An 18,476-nucleotide genomic window follows, 5' to 3' on the forward strand; every position below is an offset into this window, starting at 1 on the left:
TAGCCGTTGCGGGCTGGCGTATGGCATGGGCCCAGATGTAGCTTACTGACCAGGAAGATCAACCACGAATAGGTGTGGCCGCGCACGAAGGCGTAAGGCACCATCGGTAGCGCCGGGCCGTGCCCGGCGGCGTTTGTGCAGGCGTTCATGGCGTCGGACGCAGTCCGCGCTTCGCGCTCGCCGGGCAAGGCCCGGCGCTACCAGAGCGGGATGGTCCCCGGTAGCGCTTGGCCACGCACGGCGGCTTCTACCGCACGTCCAATCACGACGCTGCGGAGACACACATCCGATGGGTGATGCGGGATTGCGACGGCTCCCTGCTGGGCGGCATCCTTGCCGAAGTGGCCTTGGGCTGGCTGGAGATTCAGGTGTTGTGCGAGCGCCGGGCGTGTTCGCTGGGCGCGCATTGTGCGCGGCTGGATACGTTTGATTGGCAGGCCGAGGGGTTCTACGCGCGGCACGGGTATGCGTGTTTCGCGCGGTTGCAGGATTACCCGCCGGGACATGCACGGGTTTTCATGAGCAAGCGGTTGTAGCCGGGCGATTGGCGAGTTGCAAGGCGCGCCATCAGGCGCGCGAGATCAGAAATAGAACCCCACATTCACGTTCAACCGGGAATGCCACTGCGAGGGGCCGCCATCGTTGATGCCGATGCCCTCGCCGCCGGCAAACCACATGTCGCGGCCGGCAATCCAGTCGACGTAGGTGGTCATGATGCCCTTCTGCAGGCTGCAGCCGGTGACGTTCTGCCACGAATCGCGTACGCCGGCGCTGTGTCCCACCGGGCGCGTCATGCTGAGGTTGTTGTAGCAGGTCAGGTCATCGAGCTTGCCCTTTCGTGCAAACGAATAGGCAACATTGGCGCTGGGTACGTCGGCCTGCGCTGCAATCTCGAACGGCGCCTGGAAGGCTGACATGGCGATGCGCTTGCCGGGAATGTCGTAGCGGTAGCGCGCCCATTGCAGTTGCGTCGTCCAGCCATCGCGCTTCCATTGCGCATGGACGGCGGCGCCCTGGTGGCCGTGGTGGCGGCGCGTCTGCGTGTTCTGCACCTGGCCTGCAAAGGCCGATGCGCCAAACAGCAGTTCGCCGCCTGCCCAGGCCCGCCTCTGCTCTACCCGAGCATGCAGCCGCTGCCGCTCGCGGTACGGCAGCGCGTCGGTCTGCGCCACATCGAACGAATAGCGGTCGTAACGGGCGCCGGTGCCGTATTCATCGCCGGAGAACCAGCCAACATGCCAAGTGGTGTCGCCACGGGTGTGGGCCAGCACCAACCCGGGATCGTAGTCATCCTCGATACCCAGGTAGTAGCCCGACCCGAACCAGAAGCTCTGCGAGGCCGTGGGCAACAGCCCGAACGGCACCTGCTGGATACCGGCCTTCAGCTGGGTCTGGTCGGAAAACTTCCAGCCTGCATAGGCATGGTGCACGGCGTGGAAGCCGTCGTACCAGCGGTACTGCGCGGAAAAGGAGAAAGGTCCGGCTCCGGCATCGATGTCTGCCTGCAGCAGTTCCAGCTGCAGGCGACTGGTAGGCGCGTAGTCGAGCCAGCCATAATTGAATCGCACAGCACCGCCGGGCTCGAAATAGGGAGTTGCATCCCGACCGGCTTCTGCTGCACTGGCCTGGAATGCGGTACTTGCCAGCACGCTGGCGGCAATAACGAAAAGTGCTCTCACGATGGCGCCACTGGCCTCCCTGTTCTGCGGGGAAAGCGCGCTATTGTGCCGGTGTTGCGATGAAGGGCGCGTTTGCCAGCCGTGTTCGACTAGCCGCCCGGTCGCCCACGCTGGTCGCGGCAGCGGTCCGAGCAATAGCGCACATGGTCCCAATCACGCGCCCACTTGCGCCGCCAGGCGAAGGGTCGGCCACAGGTCGCGCAGATCTTCTGCGGCAGGTCTGCCCGTTTTTTCATCTTTGCCATAGCCGTCCTACGCGCTGAGCGGGGAATTGGATGCATCCAGCGCGGTCCCCGCTGCGTAGACATCCAGGTAATCAGCCACCGCGCCAGAACCCCGAATGTCCTTGCCGCCGCCCCCACTCGTGCCATTCCGCTTGCCCAGGAGCGTTTCGTGACCTGCCTGCGCCTGGTGCTGGGGGATCAGCTCAATCCGTGCCATCCCTGGTTCGCCGAACGCTCGGCTGATGTGGTGTATGTGCTGATGGAGATCCGCCAGGAGACGGATTACGTGATGCATCACGCGCAGAAGATCCTGGCCATCTTCGCAGCGATGCGCCGCTTCGCGGGGCAGTTGCGTGAGGCCGGGCACCGGGTCTGCTACCTCGCCATTGATGACCCTGCCAACCGGCAATCGCTGCCCGACAACCTGACCCGGCTTGTGCACCACCACGGGGCCGACCAGTTGGAATACCAGGCGCCGGACGAATGGCGACTGGACCAGCAACTGCGCGATTACGCAGCGCAGCAGGCCATTCCCGTGCGCTGCGTGGACAGTGAGCACTTCCTGACCACTCGCGATGAGGTGGCGCAGTTCTTCGGCAACCGAGGTGGCGATCGCTGGACGATGGAAGTGTTCTACCGCTACATGCGGCAGCGCCACGGGGTGCTGCTTGAATCCGATGGCGGACCGCTGGGTGGCCGCTGGAACTTCGACGCGGAGAACCGCAAGGCTTGGCCGGGCGACCCGCCCGAGCCGCCGGACCTGCGGCCCACCCACGATCACAGCCTGCTGTGGCAGACGATCCGCGATGCCGGCGTGGCCAGCTTTGGCGATCCCAGCGCGCATGCGCTGCGCTGGCCGCTGGACCGGGCCGAGGCTCTGCAGCAGCTCGACGCGTTCATTGAACATGGCCTGCCGCATTTCGGCGATTACCAGGATGCGATCAGTGCGCAGGCAGCGCGCCTGTTCCATTCGCTGCTGTCGTTTGCGCTGAACGCGAAGATGCTCTCGCCCTGGGAGGTAATTGAGCGGGTGGAGTTGGCGGGCCGCGAGGGTCTTGCGCCGCTTGCCTCGGTGGAGGGTTACATCCGCCAGGTCCTGGGATGGCGAGAGTATGTGCGCGGCGTGTACTGGGCAAAGATGCCGGGCTACGAGCGCAGCAATGCGTTTGGCCATGCCCGCCCGCTGCCGGAATGGTTCTGGACCGGCAACACGCGCATGGCGTGCGTCCGCAGCGCGATAGGCCGGTCGCTGGCCAATGCCCACACCCACCATATCGAGCGGCTGATGGTGATCGGCAACTTCGCCCTGCTTGCCGGTCTGGATCCGCATGCCCTGCACCAGTGGTACCTGGGCATCTACATCGACGCATTCGAGTGGGTGGAACTGCCCAATACGGTGGGCATGAGCCAGTTCGCTGATGGTGGTCTGCTGGCGACCAAGCCCTATATTTCTGCCGCGGCCTACCTGCACCGCATGGGAGACCATTGCGGGCGGTGCGTTTACCGGCATGATCAGCCGACCGGGCCCCGGGCCTGCCCCTTCAACGCGCTCTACTGGGATTTCCTGTCCCGCAACGCGGCGACACTGAGCGGCAATGCTCGCCTGGAGATGCCCTACCGGCAGCTGGCGCGGATGCCGGCCGGCCGCCGCGACGCTTTGGCCCAGCAGGCGGACGCACTGCGGCGCAACCTGGACGCGCTGTAGCCGTTCAGCGCGACCCGGCCAGTGCAGTCCAGCGCCTTCACTCCAAGGCGCGCGGGCGGCGGACTGCGTATCACGCCTTCCTTGCCACCCTGCCCCGCCTCAGCGGGGCGCCAGCAGCCTGGACAGGCGGTCGGGCTGATCAGCCTGGCGCACGAGCCTCGGGTAGCGCAGCGGACCGCGGTAATCCAGCACGACACTGGAGGGCTGCTGGTCCTGCTCGATCTCCAGCGCCACCGGGTGCTGCGCCGAGCGGCGGACTGCCACCAGCAGGCCTGCAGTGGAATAAGGCGCCCCGTTGACCTTGACGATGCGGGTGCCGGCGCGCAGGCGTGCGCGGAAGGCGGGGCCGTTCCTTTGTGCTGCAGACAATGGCGGTGCACCACCAGGATCGCGCCTGCCTGAAGTAATCCGGGCCGGCATGTGGCTGCGGCGCGCCTGCACCTGGCCTTGTCGGCGCAGGGGCTACACTGCCCGCCCCTGCCGTCCAGAGAGCGCATTCCATGCCCATCCCCGACAAGCGTGCCGGGTGCGCCCTGTGCCGGGACGCACCTGCGCTTGGATTCGATTTCAGCTACGCGTTCCAGCCGATCGTGGATATCCGGTCACGCGCGATCTTCGCGCACGAGGCGCTCGTGCGCGGCCCCGACGGCGAGTCGGCCCATTCGGTACTGTCGCAGGTGGGTACGGAACACCAGTACGCGTTCGACCAGGCGTGCCGGGAGAAGGCAATCCGGACCGCCGCCTCGCTGCAGATGGGGTCCCTTCTCTCGATCAACTTCCTGCCCAACGCCATCTACCGGCCCGAGGTGTGCATCCGCTCCACGCTGGATGCCGCTCGCCGGTATGGTTTCCCGATCGAGCGGATCATTTTCGAGACCGTGGAGGGCGAGAAAATTGACGACGGCAAGTGGCTGGCGGAAATCCTGACGGAGTACAAGCGCATCGGTTTCAAGACGGCGATTGATGATTTCGGGGCGGGTTTTGCCGGGCTCAATCTACTGGCCGACTTCCAGCCCGATATCGTCAAGCTGGACATGGCGCTGATACGGGGCATCCACCAGAGTCCTTCGCGCCGGGCCATCGTGGCCGGGGGCGTCGGGATGTGTGGGGAGCTGGGCATCGAGGTTATTGCCGAGGACATTGAGATGGCTGACGAGGCACGTTGCCTGTCCGATCTGGGTATCCGGCTGATGCAGGGGTATTGGTTCGGGCGGCCCTTGTTTGAAGGCACTACGTCGGAGACCGGGGTTCCATGGCCCGGCTGAGCGGCGTTCGCGGGGCGCCAAAGAGTAGTGGCATTTTCGCTATGTGGCTTTCTGCAGTCTGTTGGACTATCCACGCATGGCGTGGATCTACTGAGCGCACGTCGATCCTGGAGCCTGCATGGTGCTGACCCGATGGAAACTTTACCTGGGCCGGGTGACGCGGCGGATGTGGTTCCGCTCCGCGCTTTATGGCGCGATGGGCGTTGCCACTGCGCTGGGCGGCGCGTTCCTGAAGTTCCTCATCCCGGCCGGGCTGGCCACCCGTATCGGTGCTGATTCGGTCGGGAACATCCTTGGCATCCTCGCCGCGTCCATGCTGACGGTTACGACGTTCTCGCTGTCGACCATGGTGTCGGCCTATGGCTCGGCCTCCAACAGTGCGACGCCCCGGGCTGCTCGCCTGCTGATCGAGGACAGCCGGGCGCAGGGTGCGCTGGCGACCTTCATCGGCGCGTTCCTGTTCTCCATCGTCGGACTGATCGCGCTTAGCACTGGACTGTATGGTGACAGTGGCCGGCTGGTGCTGTTCGGTGCGACGGTGGGCGTGATTGTGATCATCACCATCACGCTGCTGCGCGCCATCGAACAGTTCACGCGTTTTGGCCGGCTGGGGGAGACCATCGACCTGGTCGAACGTGCCACGCTGGCCGCAATGAAGCGCCGCGCGGCCGACCCGCTGCTGGGCGGCGCGCCGTGCCGACCCGTGGCATTCGGCGCTGTGCCACTGACCGATGAGCGTATCGCCTATGTCGAGCACATCGACATGGCGCGACTGGAAGACCTGGCTTCTGCGAATCGGCTGCGCATCCACCTGCACTGCCAGATCGGCACCTTCGCCACCCCTGCTCACCCCGTGATGGAGGTGGAGGGCGTGGTCAGTGACCAGACGCGACGCCAGCTGCTGGCAGCGTTGAGCTGCAGCGACGCGCGGGCCATCGACAACGATCCGCGTTATGGCCTTGTCATGCTGTCAGAGGTGGGTCAGCGCGCGATGTCCGCCTCCATCAATGACCCAGGCACCTGCATCGATGTGATCGGCACCTGTGTGCGACTGCTGCACCGCTGGGCCGAGTACCGCCAGCAGGCTGCCGATGGCGAGGTGCAGTATCCGCACGTGCACGTGTCCGCCCTGCAGGCCAGCGATCTGTTCGACGATGTCTTCACCCCCATTGCCCGCGACGCCGCGGGCTCATTGGAGGTCAACATCCGGCTGCAGAAGGGCTTCGCTGCGTTGCAGCTGGCGCCCGATCCGGACATCGCCCGGGAGGCACGGAGGCATGCCCAATGGGCAATGGCTCGTGCGTTGGAGCGGCTGACATTCGAGCCGGACCGTGAGGCGCTGCGGGCGTCAGCGGCGGCTCCTCAGCCTTGAACAGCCTCAGCTGACGGTCCGGGCCGCGCGACATCGCCATCACGCCCCATCGCGCATAACACCGCAGCCGGAATCAACCGGCTACCTTGATGCCGTGGCCGCACCGACGTGACAACTGCCGTTACACACTCTCCTGTGAACAGGCGCGCCGAGCGCGGCCTGGATGGCCTGAATTTCTTCCTGGCAGACGTGCGGGATGGGCTGGGCCCCTACCTGGCTATCTACCTGCTGTCGGTACACCACTGGCAGCCGGCCAGCATCGGTGCGGTCATGACGGTGTCGGCCATCATCGGGCTGATGACCCAGACACCCGCAGGGGCGTTGATGGACCGGCTCCATGCCAAGCGGATGACATTGGCCATCGCTGCGGTGCTGGTGACCACTACGTGTCTGCTGCTGCCATGGACGCAGGGCTTCGCGGTAGTGGCGACCACCCAGGCGCTGAGTGCCGTGGCGGCCTCGGTGATTGCGCCGGCCATTGCGGCCATTTCGCTGGGCGTCAGCGGGCCGCGCGCGTTTGCGCGACGCATGGGGCGCAACGAGACCTTCAACCATGCCGGCAACGTCGTGGCGGCCCTGCTGGCCGGGGGACTGGCCTACCTGTGGGGACCGACGGTCGTGTTCTACCTCATGGCAGTGATGACCCTCGCAAGCCTTGCGGCCACGGCTGCGATTCCGGGTGCGGCCATTGACGATGCGCGGGCTCGCGGCCTGGTTGACGAGCCAACGCAGGCGCACGCCCCCTCCCCCGCGCGGCTGCTGTTGCGGGACCGGCGGCTGTTGCTGTTGGCCGCGTGCAGCTGCCTGTTCCACCTCGCCAATGCGGCGATGTTGCCGCTGGTCGGGCAGAAACTGGCGTTGAGCAGCCATGCCCTTGCGACCACGCTGACCGCCGGGTGCATCGTGGCCGCCCAGCTGGTGATGATTCCGCTGGCGTGGCTGGTGGGGGCACGGGCTGATCGCTGGGGGCGGCGGCCGCTGCTGCTGGCGGGTTTTCTGATCCTGCCGATCCGTGCTGCGCTCTACCCTCTGTCCGATGCCCCGGCCTGGCTGTTGAGCGTGCAGCTGCTGGATGGCGTGGGCGCGGGCATCTTTGGTGCGCTGATCCCCATCATGGTGAGGGACTTGAGCGAAGGCACCGGGCGTTTCAATGTCACTCTGGGCGCGGTCACCACCGTGTTCGGGGTGGGGGGTGCGCTCAGCCCCGCTCTGGCTGGCTTCATCGTCCAGCGCGCAGGCTATGATGCCGCCTTTCTGGTGCTGGCGGCGATTGCCGCGGCGGCAGTGCTGCTGGCGCTGAAGGTGCCTGAGACACGGGATACGCCGGCAATTGAGCATTCGTGAGGTTTGGGCGGTACATGCACATTGAAGCGTCGTCGATGATCATCTGGGCAGCGGTGGCGGTGACCATTGCCGGCCTGTTGTTCCGCCCCTTCCGCATTCCCGAATATGTCTGGGCCGTGGCCGCCGCGCTGTTGCTGCCGCTGACCGGGGCCATGCCGGTCGCAAGCTTCATGGGCGCGGTGGCCGAGGGCCAGGATGTCTACCTGTTCCTGGTAGGCATGATGCTGCTGGCCGAGCTGGCACGGCGCGAAGGGGTGTTTGACTGGCTCGCGCTGTACGCCGTACAGCACGCAGCCGGCTCGGGGCGGCGCCTGTTCGACCTGGTGTTCCTGGTCGGCACGGTGGTGACGGTCCTTCTGTCCAACGATGCCACGGCGGTGGTACTGACCCCTGCGGTGTACGCGGCATGCCGGGTGGCCGGGGTTACGCCCCTGCCCTATCTGTTTGTCTGTGCATTCATCGCCAATGCCGCCAGTTTCGTGCTGCCCATTTCCAACCCAGCCAATCTGGTGGTATTTGGCGCACACATGCCGCCATTGCTGGAATGGCTGAAGCAGTTCGCGCTGCCTTCACTGGCCGCCATCGCCGCCACATATGGCGTGCTGAGGCTGCTGTACCGGCGTGAGATCGCCCAGCCGATCTCAGTTTCGCCACCGCAGCAGCCGCTGCCTCCCGGTGGCCGCCTGGCAGCGGGGGGCGTGGTGTTCACCGGCACGGTGCTGGTGGTCACCTCCGCACTGAATGGTCGTCTGGGGCTGATGACACTCTGTGCCGGGCTGTTGAGCGTGGCGGTCGTAGCGATGGTGCAACGGCGCAGTCCTCTGCCGCTGCTGCGGCACGTGTCCTGGAGCGTGCTGCCGCTGGTGGCGGGTCTTTTCGTGCTGGTGGAGGCAGTCGCGCAGACCGGGGTGATCCAGCAGGCGGCGGACGGACTGGAGACGCTGTCGCGCAGCTCGACCGGCCACGCCGGCTGGGTGGCGGGCATTGCCGCCGCCCTGCTGAGCAATGTAGCCAATAATCTGCCGGTAGGACTGGCGGCCGGGTCCGTAGCGCAGGCGGCGGATCTGCCCGCGCAGGTGCGGGCCGCATTGCTGGTGGGCGTGGACCTGGGACCCAATCTGTCCGTCACCGGTTCACTGGCGACCCTGTTGTGGCTGGTTGCGCTGCGACGTGAGGGCGAGCATGTGGGCGCCCTCGATTTCCTGCGAGTGGGGATCCTGGTGATGCCTCCCGCCCTGATAGGTGCCCTGCTGCTGTTGTGACCGGGCTGCGGATTGATCAGTGCGGACCTGCCGGCGTAACGACCAGCCATCCGTGGTCACCCGCCTGTCGCTGTTCAATGTAGCGCTGTGAAACCCCGATCCCTCGGACCATGGACTCGACCAGGGCGACATCCGCAGCATCGTCGCTGCTGGTGTACTGCGTGGGGTCCCGGTTGATCTCAGCGCTGACAGCGTGCAGCCCCTCGCCTTCAGGAATGAAGTGAACCTGGGCAATGCAGAAGCCGGTCCAGCTGCGGTGCATGTGGAGCGTCGTGCCCTCGTAGTAAAGGAACCATTTGTCCTCCATGTCCAAGGGCAGGAGGCCGCGGCGCACGCAGGCTGACTCGACGGCATCGAGATGGAAGTCCAGCGGCAGCGAAACATGGCGCTCCGGTAACGGCTGGTGCTTCCAATCGGTGGCAGTAATGGTTGGGCGCATCGTCGTCCTTCAAGGGGATCTGCCGGCCAGCGGCCGGCACTACCCCGGGCCGGTAGCAGTCGAGCAAGCTCGACTCTACCCGGCCAGGGTGAAGACCGAGCCCGAGTCGACGCGGATGTTGGCGCCGTTGATGAAACTGGCGCGCTCGGAGCACAGCAGCAGGACCGCGGCGGCGACCTCTTCGGGCCGGCCGCGGCGCTTGAGCACCATGCCGGGGCGCTCCTCATCCAGGAAGGTGCGGATTGCCTCCTCGAACGACATGCCCTTTTCCTTGGCGCGCTTGTGCATCATCGCGTCGGTCATCGGCGTATGGATGAAGGCCGGAGACACGGTGTTGATCATGATGTTGTCCTTGCCGTACTGCTTGGACAGCCCCTTGGCCAGGCTCAATACGCCGGCCTTGGACGCGCAGTAGGGCAGCTCGTCGGTGTACGGCTGCACGGCATCTTCCGAGGCGAACAGCACGATGCGTCCCCAGCCCTTGGCGCGCATTGAGGGAATGGCTTGGCGGCACATGCGCACGGCGCCCATCAGGTTGATGTCCAGCGTGCGCAGCCAGCCGTCGTCGCCGACATCAAGGAAATCGCCGGTAGCGCCGGTGACACCCGCGGCGTTGACGTAGATGTCGGGGTCGCCGAGTTCGCTGCGCACCGTGGCCCAGATGCGTTCCACATCCTTGGCATCGGTAACATCGCCGGCGACGGCCATCACGTCGCCCAGCGGCGACAGCTCCTGCAGGGCCTCGTCCAGCGTGCCGTCGGGTACGTCGGTGATGGCAACGCGTGCACCCGCCTGCAGCAGTTCGCGTGCGGTCTGCTTGCCCATGCCCGAATCGGCGCCACTGACCAGGGCGATGCGCCCTTCTATTCCGAGATCCATGATGTGTCCTTGGTTGGGGAGGAAGTGGTGCTGCGCGGTGGCAGCGTCTGCAGGAAACGCTCTGCGGTGCGCAGGCCCAGTGCCATCTGGGTCAACGCCGGGTTGGCGGCCAGGGCACTGGGGAAGATCGAGTTGTCGCAGATGAAGAGATTGGGGATATCGAAGCTGCGGCCGTCTGGGTCCACTACCGCGGTATCGGCCGAATCGCCCATGCGACAGGTCCCCAGGGTGTGGGCCGAGCGCGCGGCGGCAAAGATGCCGGTGGCACCTGCGGCTTCCCAGATGCGGGTGAGCTGGGCCTGGGCATGCGCGTCCAGTGCCCCTTCGTTGGGGCCGTAGCTGAAATCCACCCGCGCGCGGCGCATGCCGAAGGCATCCCACTCGTCGCTGAGGGTCAGCCGGTTCCCGTCCTGCGGCAGGCACTCGCCATTGATGCCGATGCCGGCCAGGTGCCGGTAGGAGGACAGCGCATCCACCAACGGCTGGCCCCACAGCCCGGCACCCCTGGCGAGCGTGTTGGCCAGCGTAGCGGGCTGCACTCCCAGGCTCTGCACCAGGTAGCCGCCGGCAAAGGAGGCGTCGCGCGGCCGGACGAAATCCTCGGTGATGAGCGAGGACGGGTAGCCGCGATTCATGCACATGTCCGCATCGAAGAAGCCCCACACCTGGGTGGCAACGTGGGCCATGAAGTTGCGCCCAACCTGGCCACTGCTGTTGGCCAACCCGAGGTTGAGCAGCAGGCGCGGCGTTTCCACGCCGCCGGCGCACAGGAACGCGGCCGAGCACTTCACCCGGTGCAGGCGATGATTGCGCTGGTAGACCACGCCGCTGATACGGCCGCGGGCGTCGCGCTCGAGGTCTACAACCCGGCTTTCATCGCGGATGACCGCGCCGTGTGCCGTCGCCCACGGTAGCCAGGAGGTGTCCATGCTGGCCTTGGCGCCATTGCTGCAGCCCTGGTGGCAGGCGCCGCAATGGTTGCAGGCCTGGCGCAGGCCCCAATGCGCCTGCTGCCGCGCCTGGCTGACCAGGGCGGCCGGTGCATCGGTTGCGCTTACCCCCAGCGCGTCGCAGCCGCGCTGCATGGCCTGGGCCGGGGCATTGCGCAGCACGGGCGGATAGTCGTACCGGCGCGCCGGGTCCCACGGGTAATGCGCGGGACCCGAGACACCGATGAAGGCCTCGACCCGCTGCACATACGCACGCAACTCGGCATCCGCGATGGGCCAGTCTGCGCCCTGCCCTGTCAGCGAGCGCAGGCGCAGGTCGCGCGGATCCGGCCGCGGGCAGAAGGCGCCCCAGTGCAGGGTGGAGCCGCCAACACCCTGGCCGGAATTGTTGGCGCCGAATGCGGTGGGGGTCTTGCCGCCGCTGAGGCGCTCTTCCATCCAGTAGATGTCGGTCGCCAGCTCGTCGGCCACATGATCATTGGGCGTGAAAGTACGGCCGGCTTCCAGCAACAGCACCGATACGCCGGCCTCGGCCAGGCGGGCTGCCAAGGGCGCACCGCCGGCGCCGCTGCCGATGATGACTGCATCGTACGACTCGTCTGCACCACGGCCATGCGTCACAGGATTCAGCACGGCAGCTGCCACGCATCGGTGGCTCCCGCTTCGGTGTGCGCGTAGCCGGGACTGTCCGCGCCTTTGCCGCCGACCGCGAAACCGTCATAGCCAATGGCAGCCCAGGTGGAGGGAAGGCTCATCCAGGTCCTGGCAAACAACGCCCTTGCATCCTCAAGCCAATGGGCCCACTGCGCGGGGTCCAGCACGGCACCCTCTGGCGCGGTGGCGCTCTGTCCTTGCACCTGTTCAAGCAGTGCGTGCTGTGCGGTGGGCGCAAGCATGCTGAATCCATTGGCGGCTGCATCCAGCTGATCCAGCGCCTGTGCCCAGGCATCCGCATCCGGTGGCAGGTCAGCAAAGCGCCAGCCGTCGCTCTCGTGGTTGACCAGTGCGTGGCCGACGCGCAGCGCCAGTTCATCGGCATCCCCACCTGGCACAAGGCGCGCAGCCAACGCAGAGAGCAGGGCCAGATGGCGTGCGGGCAGCGCGGATTCCGGCAGTGGCAGCGGTGGGGCATGTCGTGCCAGCAGGCGCGCGCGCATGCGCGGCGCCACGCGGTCGGCGTTCAGCAGCTGGATGAAGCGCGCCGGCAGTGCGCGTGCAGCCAGTGGCATTGCCCATGCGACGATGCGTTGGGCCAGCCAGTGTGGCTGCTCGACGGGGACCAGGTGCGCAGCGTCCGGCACGATGTCCACGGTCGCGTGCGGATAGTGCGGCGCGTTCAGTGCGCGCTGCGCCGATTCACCGAGATCGCCGTCCTCTGCCCCCGCCAGTATCAGCGCCGGCACTTGCAGGTGCCCGGCGTCTCCCTGGCGATGCTCGCGGCTGCCCTGCTGCAGCCAGGCACGCCAGGCGACGGGGTCGGTGCGCTGCATATCCTGGATGGCTGTTTCCCGCAGGTCACCCTGCAGTGGGTGGAACGTGTTGGCATCGATGAATTCTTCGGCATGGGCGCGTTCGGGCCGCCCGTCGGCGAACCAGCCGAGCATCTTCTGGCGACGCGCTTCCCCCATGGGCTCTGGGCACGGCGGCGAGGCCGCCACCAGCACCACGCCGGCCAGGCCAGCCAGGCCCTGGGCGCCGTCACGGCTGCGCGCAGCGAGCAGCGAGGCGATCTTGCCGCCCATGCTGTGGCCGACGGCAAACCAGCAGCACGGCGCGCGCGAGGTGACTTCCTGCTGGAGCCAGTCCACAAGGGCATCGATGTCGGTCGCGTTGCCTGCGCAGGTGCCACCAAACCCGGGAATGTCCAGCGCGACACAGTCGAACTGATCGCCGAGGGCGCGTTCCAGGCCGCTCCATTCGCGGCGGCTGGCGCCCAGGCTGTGCAGCAGAAAAAGAACAGGACGTTGCATGCAGACCTCAGCGTGTAGCGGCGCGAGCATGGTCGTCGGCGTGTCCACGCGGCGTGCAGGAAGGTGTCAACGCCGCGCCATGATCACGTGGCGTTGAACACTGCCTCACCCTGCATACGCGCGTGCCGCTCTAGGTTCGTTGCACCCCACGTCTGGATGTACATCATGTGCACCCCTGTTGCTGTCCCGGCAGCCTTGCATGCCTGCCGGAGGGTGCGTTGATGTCGACGTCGCCCCAGACCACTTTGTTCGATGCTGCGAAGATCGACGACGCGCCGGTTGGCAGAGAGCGCAGGCGCGACGGCGCGCTGCCCATCGAACAGTACTCGGCACTGGGCGAAGGTCGCTCTGTTGCCCTGACCGGCTGCGATGGATCCATCGACTGGTGGTGCGCGCCCAACATGGACAGCCCCCCGTTGTTCGATCGGCTGCTGGATGGCAGCAACGGCGGCTATTTCAGTATTGCCCCTACCGAGCCCTGCACCGTCGAACGCCACTACCGGGCCGAGAGCAATGTGCTGGAAACCATCTTCAGCACGGCGTCGGGCCGCGCCTCGCTGACGGAATCGCTGAACAGCGGCAACGCGGGTCGGTTGCCGTGGTGCGAGCTGGCGCGGCGTATCGAGGGCCTGGAGGGCGAAGTCAGCTTTGCCGTCCGCATATACCCCAGCACCCGCGCGCAGTCGGCCAGCCCCTACTGCTCGACCATTGGCGAGCACACCGTCTTCCACGTGCAGCGCTTGCTGGGCGTGGTGATCCACCACCCCGCGCTGCAGCTGCAGTGGGCCGACGAAGGTGCGCGCGGTGAGTGCACCGTCGGTGCTGGCGAGCGGGTTACCGTGGCACTGGTGGTCGGCGAGGATGAGCCGCTGGTGGCACCGTCGGTGGAGGAAGTAGACGGCCGCATCGACCTGACCGACCGGGAATGGAAGGCATGGGCGCGTAATGTGTCCTACGACGGCTGGGACCGTGCCACGTTCGTGCGCAGCACGCTGGCCCTGAAACTGCTGCTGTACTCGCCCTCGGGCGCCATTGCGGCTGCCGCTACGACCTCGCTGCCCGAGCGCATTGGCGGCGACAAGAATTTTGACTATCGCTACGCATGGGTGCGCGACGCCGGGTACACGATCCAGGCGTTTCTGGCCGCCGGTCTGGAAGCGGAATCCAAGGCAGCCTTCACCTGGCTGCTGCGCCAGCTGCGCCGTCACGGGCCGAAGGTGGTCTTCACTCTTGACGGCGAGACGGTGGAGCCGGTGCAGAAGCTGCCAATGCGTGGCTACCGCGATACGCAGCCGGTGGTGAAAGGCAATCTTGCCGGCGACCAGCACCAGCACGGTATCTACGGCGATATCTTCGAGACCGCGTTCTGTTTCGTGGCGGCAGGCAACATCCTGGACGGCGCCAGCGCGGAGCTGCTTTCCCGGATTGCCGACCTCTGCGCGGACCATTGGCGCGCGAAGGATTCCGGTATCTGGGAACTGCCCGCGCTGGAGCACTACACGATGTCCAAGATCAGCTGCTGGCAGGCGCTGGCGCGGGCGGTCGAACTGGCTGACCAGGGCCAGCTGCCGACCACCTGCCGTGACCGTTGGGAGCGCGAGCGCGACCGCATCAGTGAATGGATCGAAACCCATTGCTGGTCCGACGCCCTGCAGGCGTTCGAAATGTATCCCGGCAGCGGCAAGCTGGACGCGGCGCTGGCACTGGCTGTGCGCTTCCGGTTCGATGGCAGGGACCGGCTGTTGGCCACACTTCGCGCCATCGACCGCGAGCTTGGCCAATCGGACTTCCACTACCGCTACTCGGGAATGCCCGAAGAAGAAGGCTGCTTCATCGCCTGCTCCTACTGGATGGCCGAAGCCTATGCCCGGCTCGGCTTCGTCGAGGACGCCCGCGCCCGCGTGGATGCGTTGAACGGCGCCCTTGGCCGCTGCCAGGGCGTGCTCAGCGAAATGGTGGACCCCGCCACCGGCCACTACCTCGGCAACACCCCGCAAGGCCTGAGCCACCTGGCCCAGGTGATGGCCATGGCCACGATTGCAGACACCCATGGCTGCCCATGAGCGGCCTACTCTCCCCCGCCCCACGAAAAGGATCGACCATGAATGACCGTCTGAAAATGCAGGACCCGCGCAGCCAGTATCCGCAGCCGCCCTTCCCCGCCCAGCCGCAGCCGGTGCCGGGCAAGGCCGCAGCCATGGACCCCGTGCCGGACCATGGCGAAACCAGCTACCAGGGTTCGGGCAAGCTGAGCGGACGCCGGGCGCTGATCACTGGCGCCGACAGCGGCATCGGCCGTGCCGCGGCCATCGCCTATGCCCGCGAAGGCGCTGACGTAGCCCTGTCCTACCTTCCCTCCGAAGCGTCGGACGCGGAAGAAGTGTTCGCACTGATTGAAGCCGAAGGCCGCAAGGCGCTGGCGCTGCCGGGTGACATCACCGATCCGGAGTGGTGCAAAGCATTGGTCGAACGCACGGTGGAAGCGTTCGGCGGCCTCGACATCCTGGTCGTCAATGCGGCCCGCCAGCAGTACCGCGAAAGCATTGCCGAGCTGAGCGCGGAGGACTTTGACAAGACGATGAAGACCAACCTCTACGCCATGCACTGGATCTGCCAGGCGGCGGTTCCGCACCTGCCGCCGGGTGCGGCGGTCATCACCACTGCATCGGTGCAGGCGTATGACCCGTCGGCGATCCTGCTGGATTACGCCACCACCAAGGCGGGCATCGTGGCGTACACCAAGGCGCTGTCGGCACAGCTGGTCGAAAAGGGAATCCGCGCCAATGTGGTTGCGCCAGGCCCGTTCTGGACAGCGCTGCAGTCCTCCGGCGGCCAGCCGACCGAGGCGGTGACCAAGTTCGGCACGCAGGTGCCGATGAAGCGCCCGGGCCAGCCGGTGGAGATCGCGCCGATCTATGTGCTGCTGGCCAGCCAGGAAGGCAGCTACCTGACCGGGGAGGTCTTCGGCGTAACCGGCGGCGCGGGCATCGCGTAAGGGAAATTGCTGAATCCTTAATGATTCAGACTGAATACGGTCATTATTCACGCCGTCTGTGGCATGGTGCCGGGTCCTGATGGGCCCGGTCCTCCACCGGTACTCCGATAACACCGAGCAGGGAATGGCGTGTCGAACGATCAATTCAAGGGATTTCCTTCCCCGTCTGTAAGAAGCGAGCACGCGTTGCCGATCGGCGACAAGCGGTCTGACATCTTTTTCAGCGCAGTGGAAACCACGCGCATGCCGATGATCATCACCGACCCGCACCAGCCCGATAATCCCATCATTTTCGCCAACCGTGCATTCGTCGAAATGACCGGCTATGAGCGGGACGAGCTGATTGGCCGCAACTGCCGTTTCCTGCAGGGGCCCGAAACCGACCCCGATGCAATCGCCGACATCCGCCAGGCCATTGCTGAGACCCGAGAGGCAGCGACCGAGGTTCTGAACTACCGCAAGGACGGTTCGACGTTCTGGAACGCCCTTTTCGTGTCGCCGGTGTTCGATGACGACGGCGCGCTCGTGTATTTCTTCGGCTCACAGCTCGATGTGTCGCGCCGACGCGATGCGGAGGATTCGCTGCGCCAGGCGCAGAAGATGGAAGCCCTTGGCCAGCTGACCGGTGGCATTGCACACGATTTCAACAATCTACTGCAGGTCATGTCCGGCTATCTGGAGATGATCACCGGGACGTCGGACAAAGAGCTCCCCTCTGACAGCTTTGTCAGGCGCGCGGCCACCCAGGCGCAGTCGGCCGCCAACAAGGCTGCGGTGCTGACCCAGCAGCTGCTGGCGTTCTCTCGGCGGCAGAAGCTGGAAGGCCGCACAGTCAACCTGAATTCCCTGGTGTCTTCCACAGTGGAACTGGCCGCGCAGCGTGTGGGGCCGGACGTGGAACTGCAGATGGACCTCGCGCCTGCACTGTGGAACTGCAGGATCGATACAACCCAGGCCGAGGTAGCCATCCTCAACCTGGTCATCAACGCGCGCGATGCACTGAAGGGCCGCCCGGACCAGCGCGTGCTGCTGAGCACGCGCAACGTGGACGTCTCCAAGGCTGCGGCCGCCAACGAACTTGATCACCTGCCGGCGGGTCGCCTGGTCTGCATTTCTGTGCAGGACAACGGCAGCGGCATGTCACCGGACATCGTGCGGCGGGTGATGGATCCGTTCTTCACCACCAAGGAAGAAGGCGAAGGGACCGGCCTCGGACTGTCGATGGTCTATGGCTTCGTCAAGCAATCCGGTGGCACCGTACGGATCGCGTCCGAGCCCGGCGTGGGCACGACCGTCAGCCTGTACTTCCCTGCCACGAACGATGCGTTGACGAAGGATGTCGCACCTTCCAACATGGCCATGGACCGCGGTGGCAGCGAGCGCATCCTGATTGTCGAGGACCGCGATGACGTGGCCGAACTGGCACAGATGCTGCTGGAAGCGGGTGGCTACCAGACCCGGGTGGCCAACGATGGGGCATCGGCACTGGCGCTGCTGGAACAGGGCGAGGTGTTCGACCTGCTGTTCACTGACCTGATCATGCCGGGCGGCATGAACGGCGTGCTGCTGGCCAGAGAAGCCAAGCGCCGCTTGCCGAAACTGAAGGTGCTGCTGACGACGGGCTACGCCGAAGCGGGCCTGGAGCGCACCGATGCCGGCGGCTCCGAGTACGAGGTGCTGAACAAGCCCTTCAACCGCCAGCAGCTGCTGCGCAAGGTGCGCCTGGTGCTGGAAGGGCCGACCGGCGTTGGTTGAATGAACAGACGGGAGGATGCGGGCAACCTGCGCTGAACCCCGGCACTGCATTCCATTGCGCGCGTGGCGTGCGGCACCCACCTGATACCTGCGCCCGAGCATGGGCGCTCTCAGGAGAAATACATGCCGCACCACGAAAAGATCGCCTTGTCCGGCGTTGTTGAACACGTGTTCGCTCACCGTTTCACCCTGCTGGCGGATGGCCAGCCTCATCTGGCCGATCTGGGGCCGAAAGGCGCCGAGGCTTTCGCCATCAAGCCCGGCCTGGCCGTGACCCTCGAGGGCGAACGTCGCCCCTCGGAGATCAAGGTACTCAGCATTGGCCGCACCGGCGGCAAGCGGGTGCAGATCGAGCATAAGAAACCGCACCACGGCCCGGGGCATCATCCCGGCAAGCACGTTCAGGCAGATCCGGTCGCCGCGCTGGATGCCGTGAAACGGGCAGGATGGACCCCTGCAGGAAAGCCGCAGCGTCATCCCAGGCACTTTGAAGTACTGGCCCGCCAGAAGGGTGGCGACTGGATGGAACTGCACGTGGACTTCGCGGGCGGGATCTACAAGCAGAAGCCCGCTGCCGCGCACAAGTGGGATATTGTGTAAGCAACGGAAGCCCCGCGGATGCGGGGCTTCTTTGCAT

At 66.0% G+C, this 18,476-nt stretch carries 16 protein-coding genes and 1 pseudogene; 10 read left to right on the forward strand and 7 right to left on the reverse strand.

The window, feature by feature from the left end:
* Positions 1 to 227: 227 nt before the first annotated feature.
* Positions 228 to 536 carry an N-acetyltransferase gene (locus AC1VXD_RS04135; RefSeq protein ID WP_482990974.1) on the forward strand — a complete coding sequence of 103 codons (309 nt, stop codon included), beginning with the start codon at positions 228 to 230 and terminating at the stop codon, positions 534 to 536.
* A gap of 45 nt (positions 537 to 581) precedes the next feature.
* Here AC1VXD_RS04135 and AC1VXD_RS04140 read toward each other — a convergent pair whose 3' ends face one another.
* Positions 582 to 1,814: a hypothetical protein gene (locus AC1VXD_RS04140; protein ID WP_482990975.1), complete on the reverse strand. Its 1,233-nt coding sequence runs from the start codon at positions 1,812 to 1,814 to the stop codon at positions 582 to 584.
* Entirely contained in the window at positions 1,769 to 1,915 is a 147-nt protein-coding gene (locus tag AC1VXD_RS04145) for a DUF2256 domain-containing protein (RefSeq protein WP_482990976.1), read from the reverse strand. The genes AC1VXD_RS04140 and AC1VXD_RS04145 overlap by 46 nt, the downstream gene beginning before the upstream one ends.
* A gap of 157 nt (positions 1,916 to 2,072) precedes the next feature.
* Here AC1VXD_RS04145 and AC1VXD_RS04150 point away from each other — a divergent pair, with 157 nt between their 5' ends.
* Positions 2,073 to 3,608, forward strand: a complete 1,536-nt coding sequence (locus AC1VXD_RS04150) for a cryptochrome/photolyase family protein (protein ID WP_482990977.1) — start codon at positions 2,073 to 2,075, stop codon at positions 3,606 to 3,608.
* 99 nt (positions 3,609 to 3,707) lie between these two features.
* Here the strand turns inward: AC1VXD_RS04150 and AC1VXD_RS04155 are convergent, their stop codons facing one another.
* A complete protein-coding gene (locus tag AC1VXD_RS04155; RefSeq protein ID WP_482990978.1) occupies positions 3,708 to 3,977 on the reverse strand; it encodes a hypothetical protein in 270 nt (89 codons plus the stop codon).
* A gap of 131 nt (positions 3,978 to 4,108) precedes the next feature.
* Here AC1VXD_RS04155 and AC1VXD_RS04160 point away from each other — a divergent pair, with 131 nt between their 5' ends.
* The 4 genes from AC1VXD_RS04160 (at position 4,109) to AC1VXD_RS04175 (ending at position 8,851) form a co-directional block, all read left to right on the forward strand.
* The gene (locus tag AC1VXD_RS04160) at positions 4,109 to 4,873 is read left to right on the forward strand and encodes an EAL domain-containing protein (protein WP_482990979.1); all 765 of its coding nucleotides are present in this window, start codon (positions 4,109 to 4,111) and stop codon (positions 4,871 to 4,873) included.
* A gap of 118 nt (positions 4,874 to 4,991) precedes the next feature.
* Positions 4,992 to 6,245: a DUF2254 domain-containing protein gene (locus AC1VXD_RS04165; RefSeq protein ID WP_482990980.1), complete on the forward strand. Its 1,254-nt coding sequence runs from the start codon at positions 4,992 to 4,994 to the stop codon at positions 6,243 to 6,245.
* Between the two features lie 135 nt (positions 6,246 to 6,380).
* Complete coding sequence (locus tag AC1VXD_RS04170; protein ID WP_482990981.1) at positions 6,381 to 7,589, forward strand: MFS transporter; 1,209 nt, start codon at positions 6,381 to 6,383, stop codon at positions 7,587 to 7,589.
* Positions 7,590 to 7,624: 35 nt separating this feature from the next.
* The gene (locus AC1VXD_RS04175) at positions 7,625 to 8,851 is read left to right on the forward strand and encodes an arsenic transporter (protein ID WP_482991059.1); all 1,227 of its coding nucleotides are present in this window, start codon (positions 7,625 to 7,627) and stop codon (positions 8,849 to 8,851) included.
* A gap of 16 nt (positions 8,852 to 8,867) precedes the next feature.
* On the opposite strand, the gene AC1VXD_RS04180 is transcribed toward AC1VXD_RS04175, so the two are convergent.
* From AC1VXD_RS04180 to AC1VXD_RS04195, 4 genes and pseudogenes are all read right to left on the reverse strand, one after another.
* The gene (locus tag AC1VXD_RS04180) at positions 8,868 to 9,290 is read right to left on the reverse strand and encodes a hypothetical protein (RefSeq protein ID WP_482990982.1); all 423 of its coding nucleotides are present in this window, start codon (positions 9,288 to 9,290) and stop codon (positions 8,868 to 8,870) included.
* 75 nt (positions 9,291 to 9,365) lie between these two features.
* A complete protein-coding gene (locus AC1VXD_RS04185) occupies positions 9,366 to 10,169 on the reverse strand; it encodes an SDR family NAD(P)-dependent oxidoreductase (protein WP_482990983.1) in 804 nt (267 codons plus the stop codon).
* 50 nt (positions 10,170 to 10,219) lie between these two features.
* Positions 10,220 to 11,695 (reverse strand): annotated as a pseudogene (locus AC1VXD_RS04190) (GMC family oxidoreductase); the annotation flags it as partial.
* 50 nt (positions 11,696 to 11,745) lie between these two features.
* Positions 11,746 to 13,089: an alpha/beta fold hydrolase gene (locus AC1VXD_RS04195; protein ID WP_482990984.1), complete on the reverse strand. Its 1,344-nt coding sequence runs from the start codon at positions 13,087 to 13,089 to the stop codon at positions 11,746 to 11,748.
* Between the two features lie 221 nt (positions 13,090 to 13,310).
* Here AC1VXD_RS04195 and AC1VXD_RS04200 point away from each other — a divergent pair, with 221 nt between their 5' ends.
* From AC1VXD_RS04200 to AC1VXD_RS04215, 4 genes are all read left to right on the forward strand, one after another.
* A complete protein-coding gene (locus AC1VXD_RS04200; RefSeq protein ID WP_482990985.1) occupies positions 13,311 to 15,152 on the forward strand; it encodes a glycoside hydrolase family 15 protein in 1,842 nt (613 codons plus the stop codon).
* A gap of 38 nt (positions 15,153 to 15,190) precedes the next feature.
* Entirely contained in the window at positions 15,191 to 16,084 is an 894-nt protein-coding gene (locus AC1VXD_RS04205) for an SDR family oxidoreductase (protein ID WP_482990986.1), read from the forward strand.
* Between the two features lie 129 nt (positions 16,085 to 16,213).
* Entirely contained in the window at positions 16,214 to 17,839 is a 1,626-nt protein-coding gene (locus AC1VXD_RS04210; protein WP_482990987.1) for a histidine kinase famiy protein, read from the forward strand.
* Between the two features lie 123 nt (positions 17,840 to 17,962).
* Complete coding sequence (locus AC1VXD_RS04215; protein ID WP_482990988.1) at positions 17,963 to 18,439, forward strand: hypothetical protein; 477 nt, start codon at positions 17,963 to 17,965, stop codon at positions 18,437 to 18,439.
* Positions 18,440 to 18,476 lie beyond the last annotated feature (37 nt).

The organism is Stenotrophomonas sp. STEN054, from assembly GCF_056854535.1.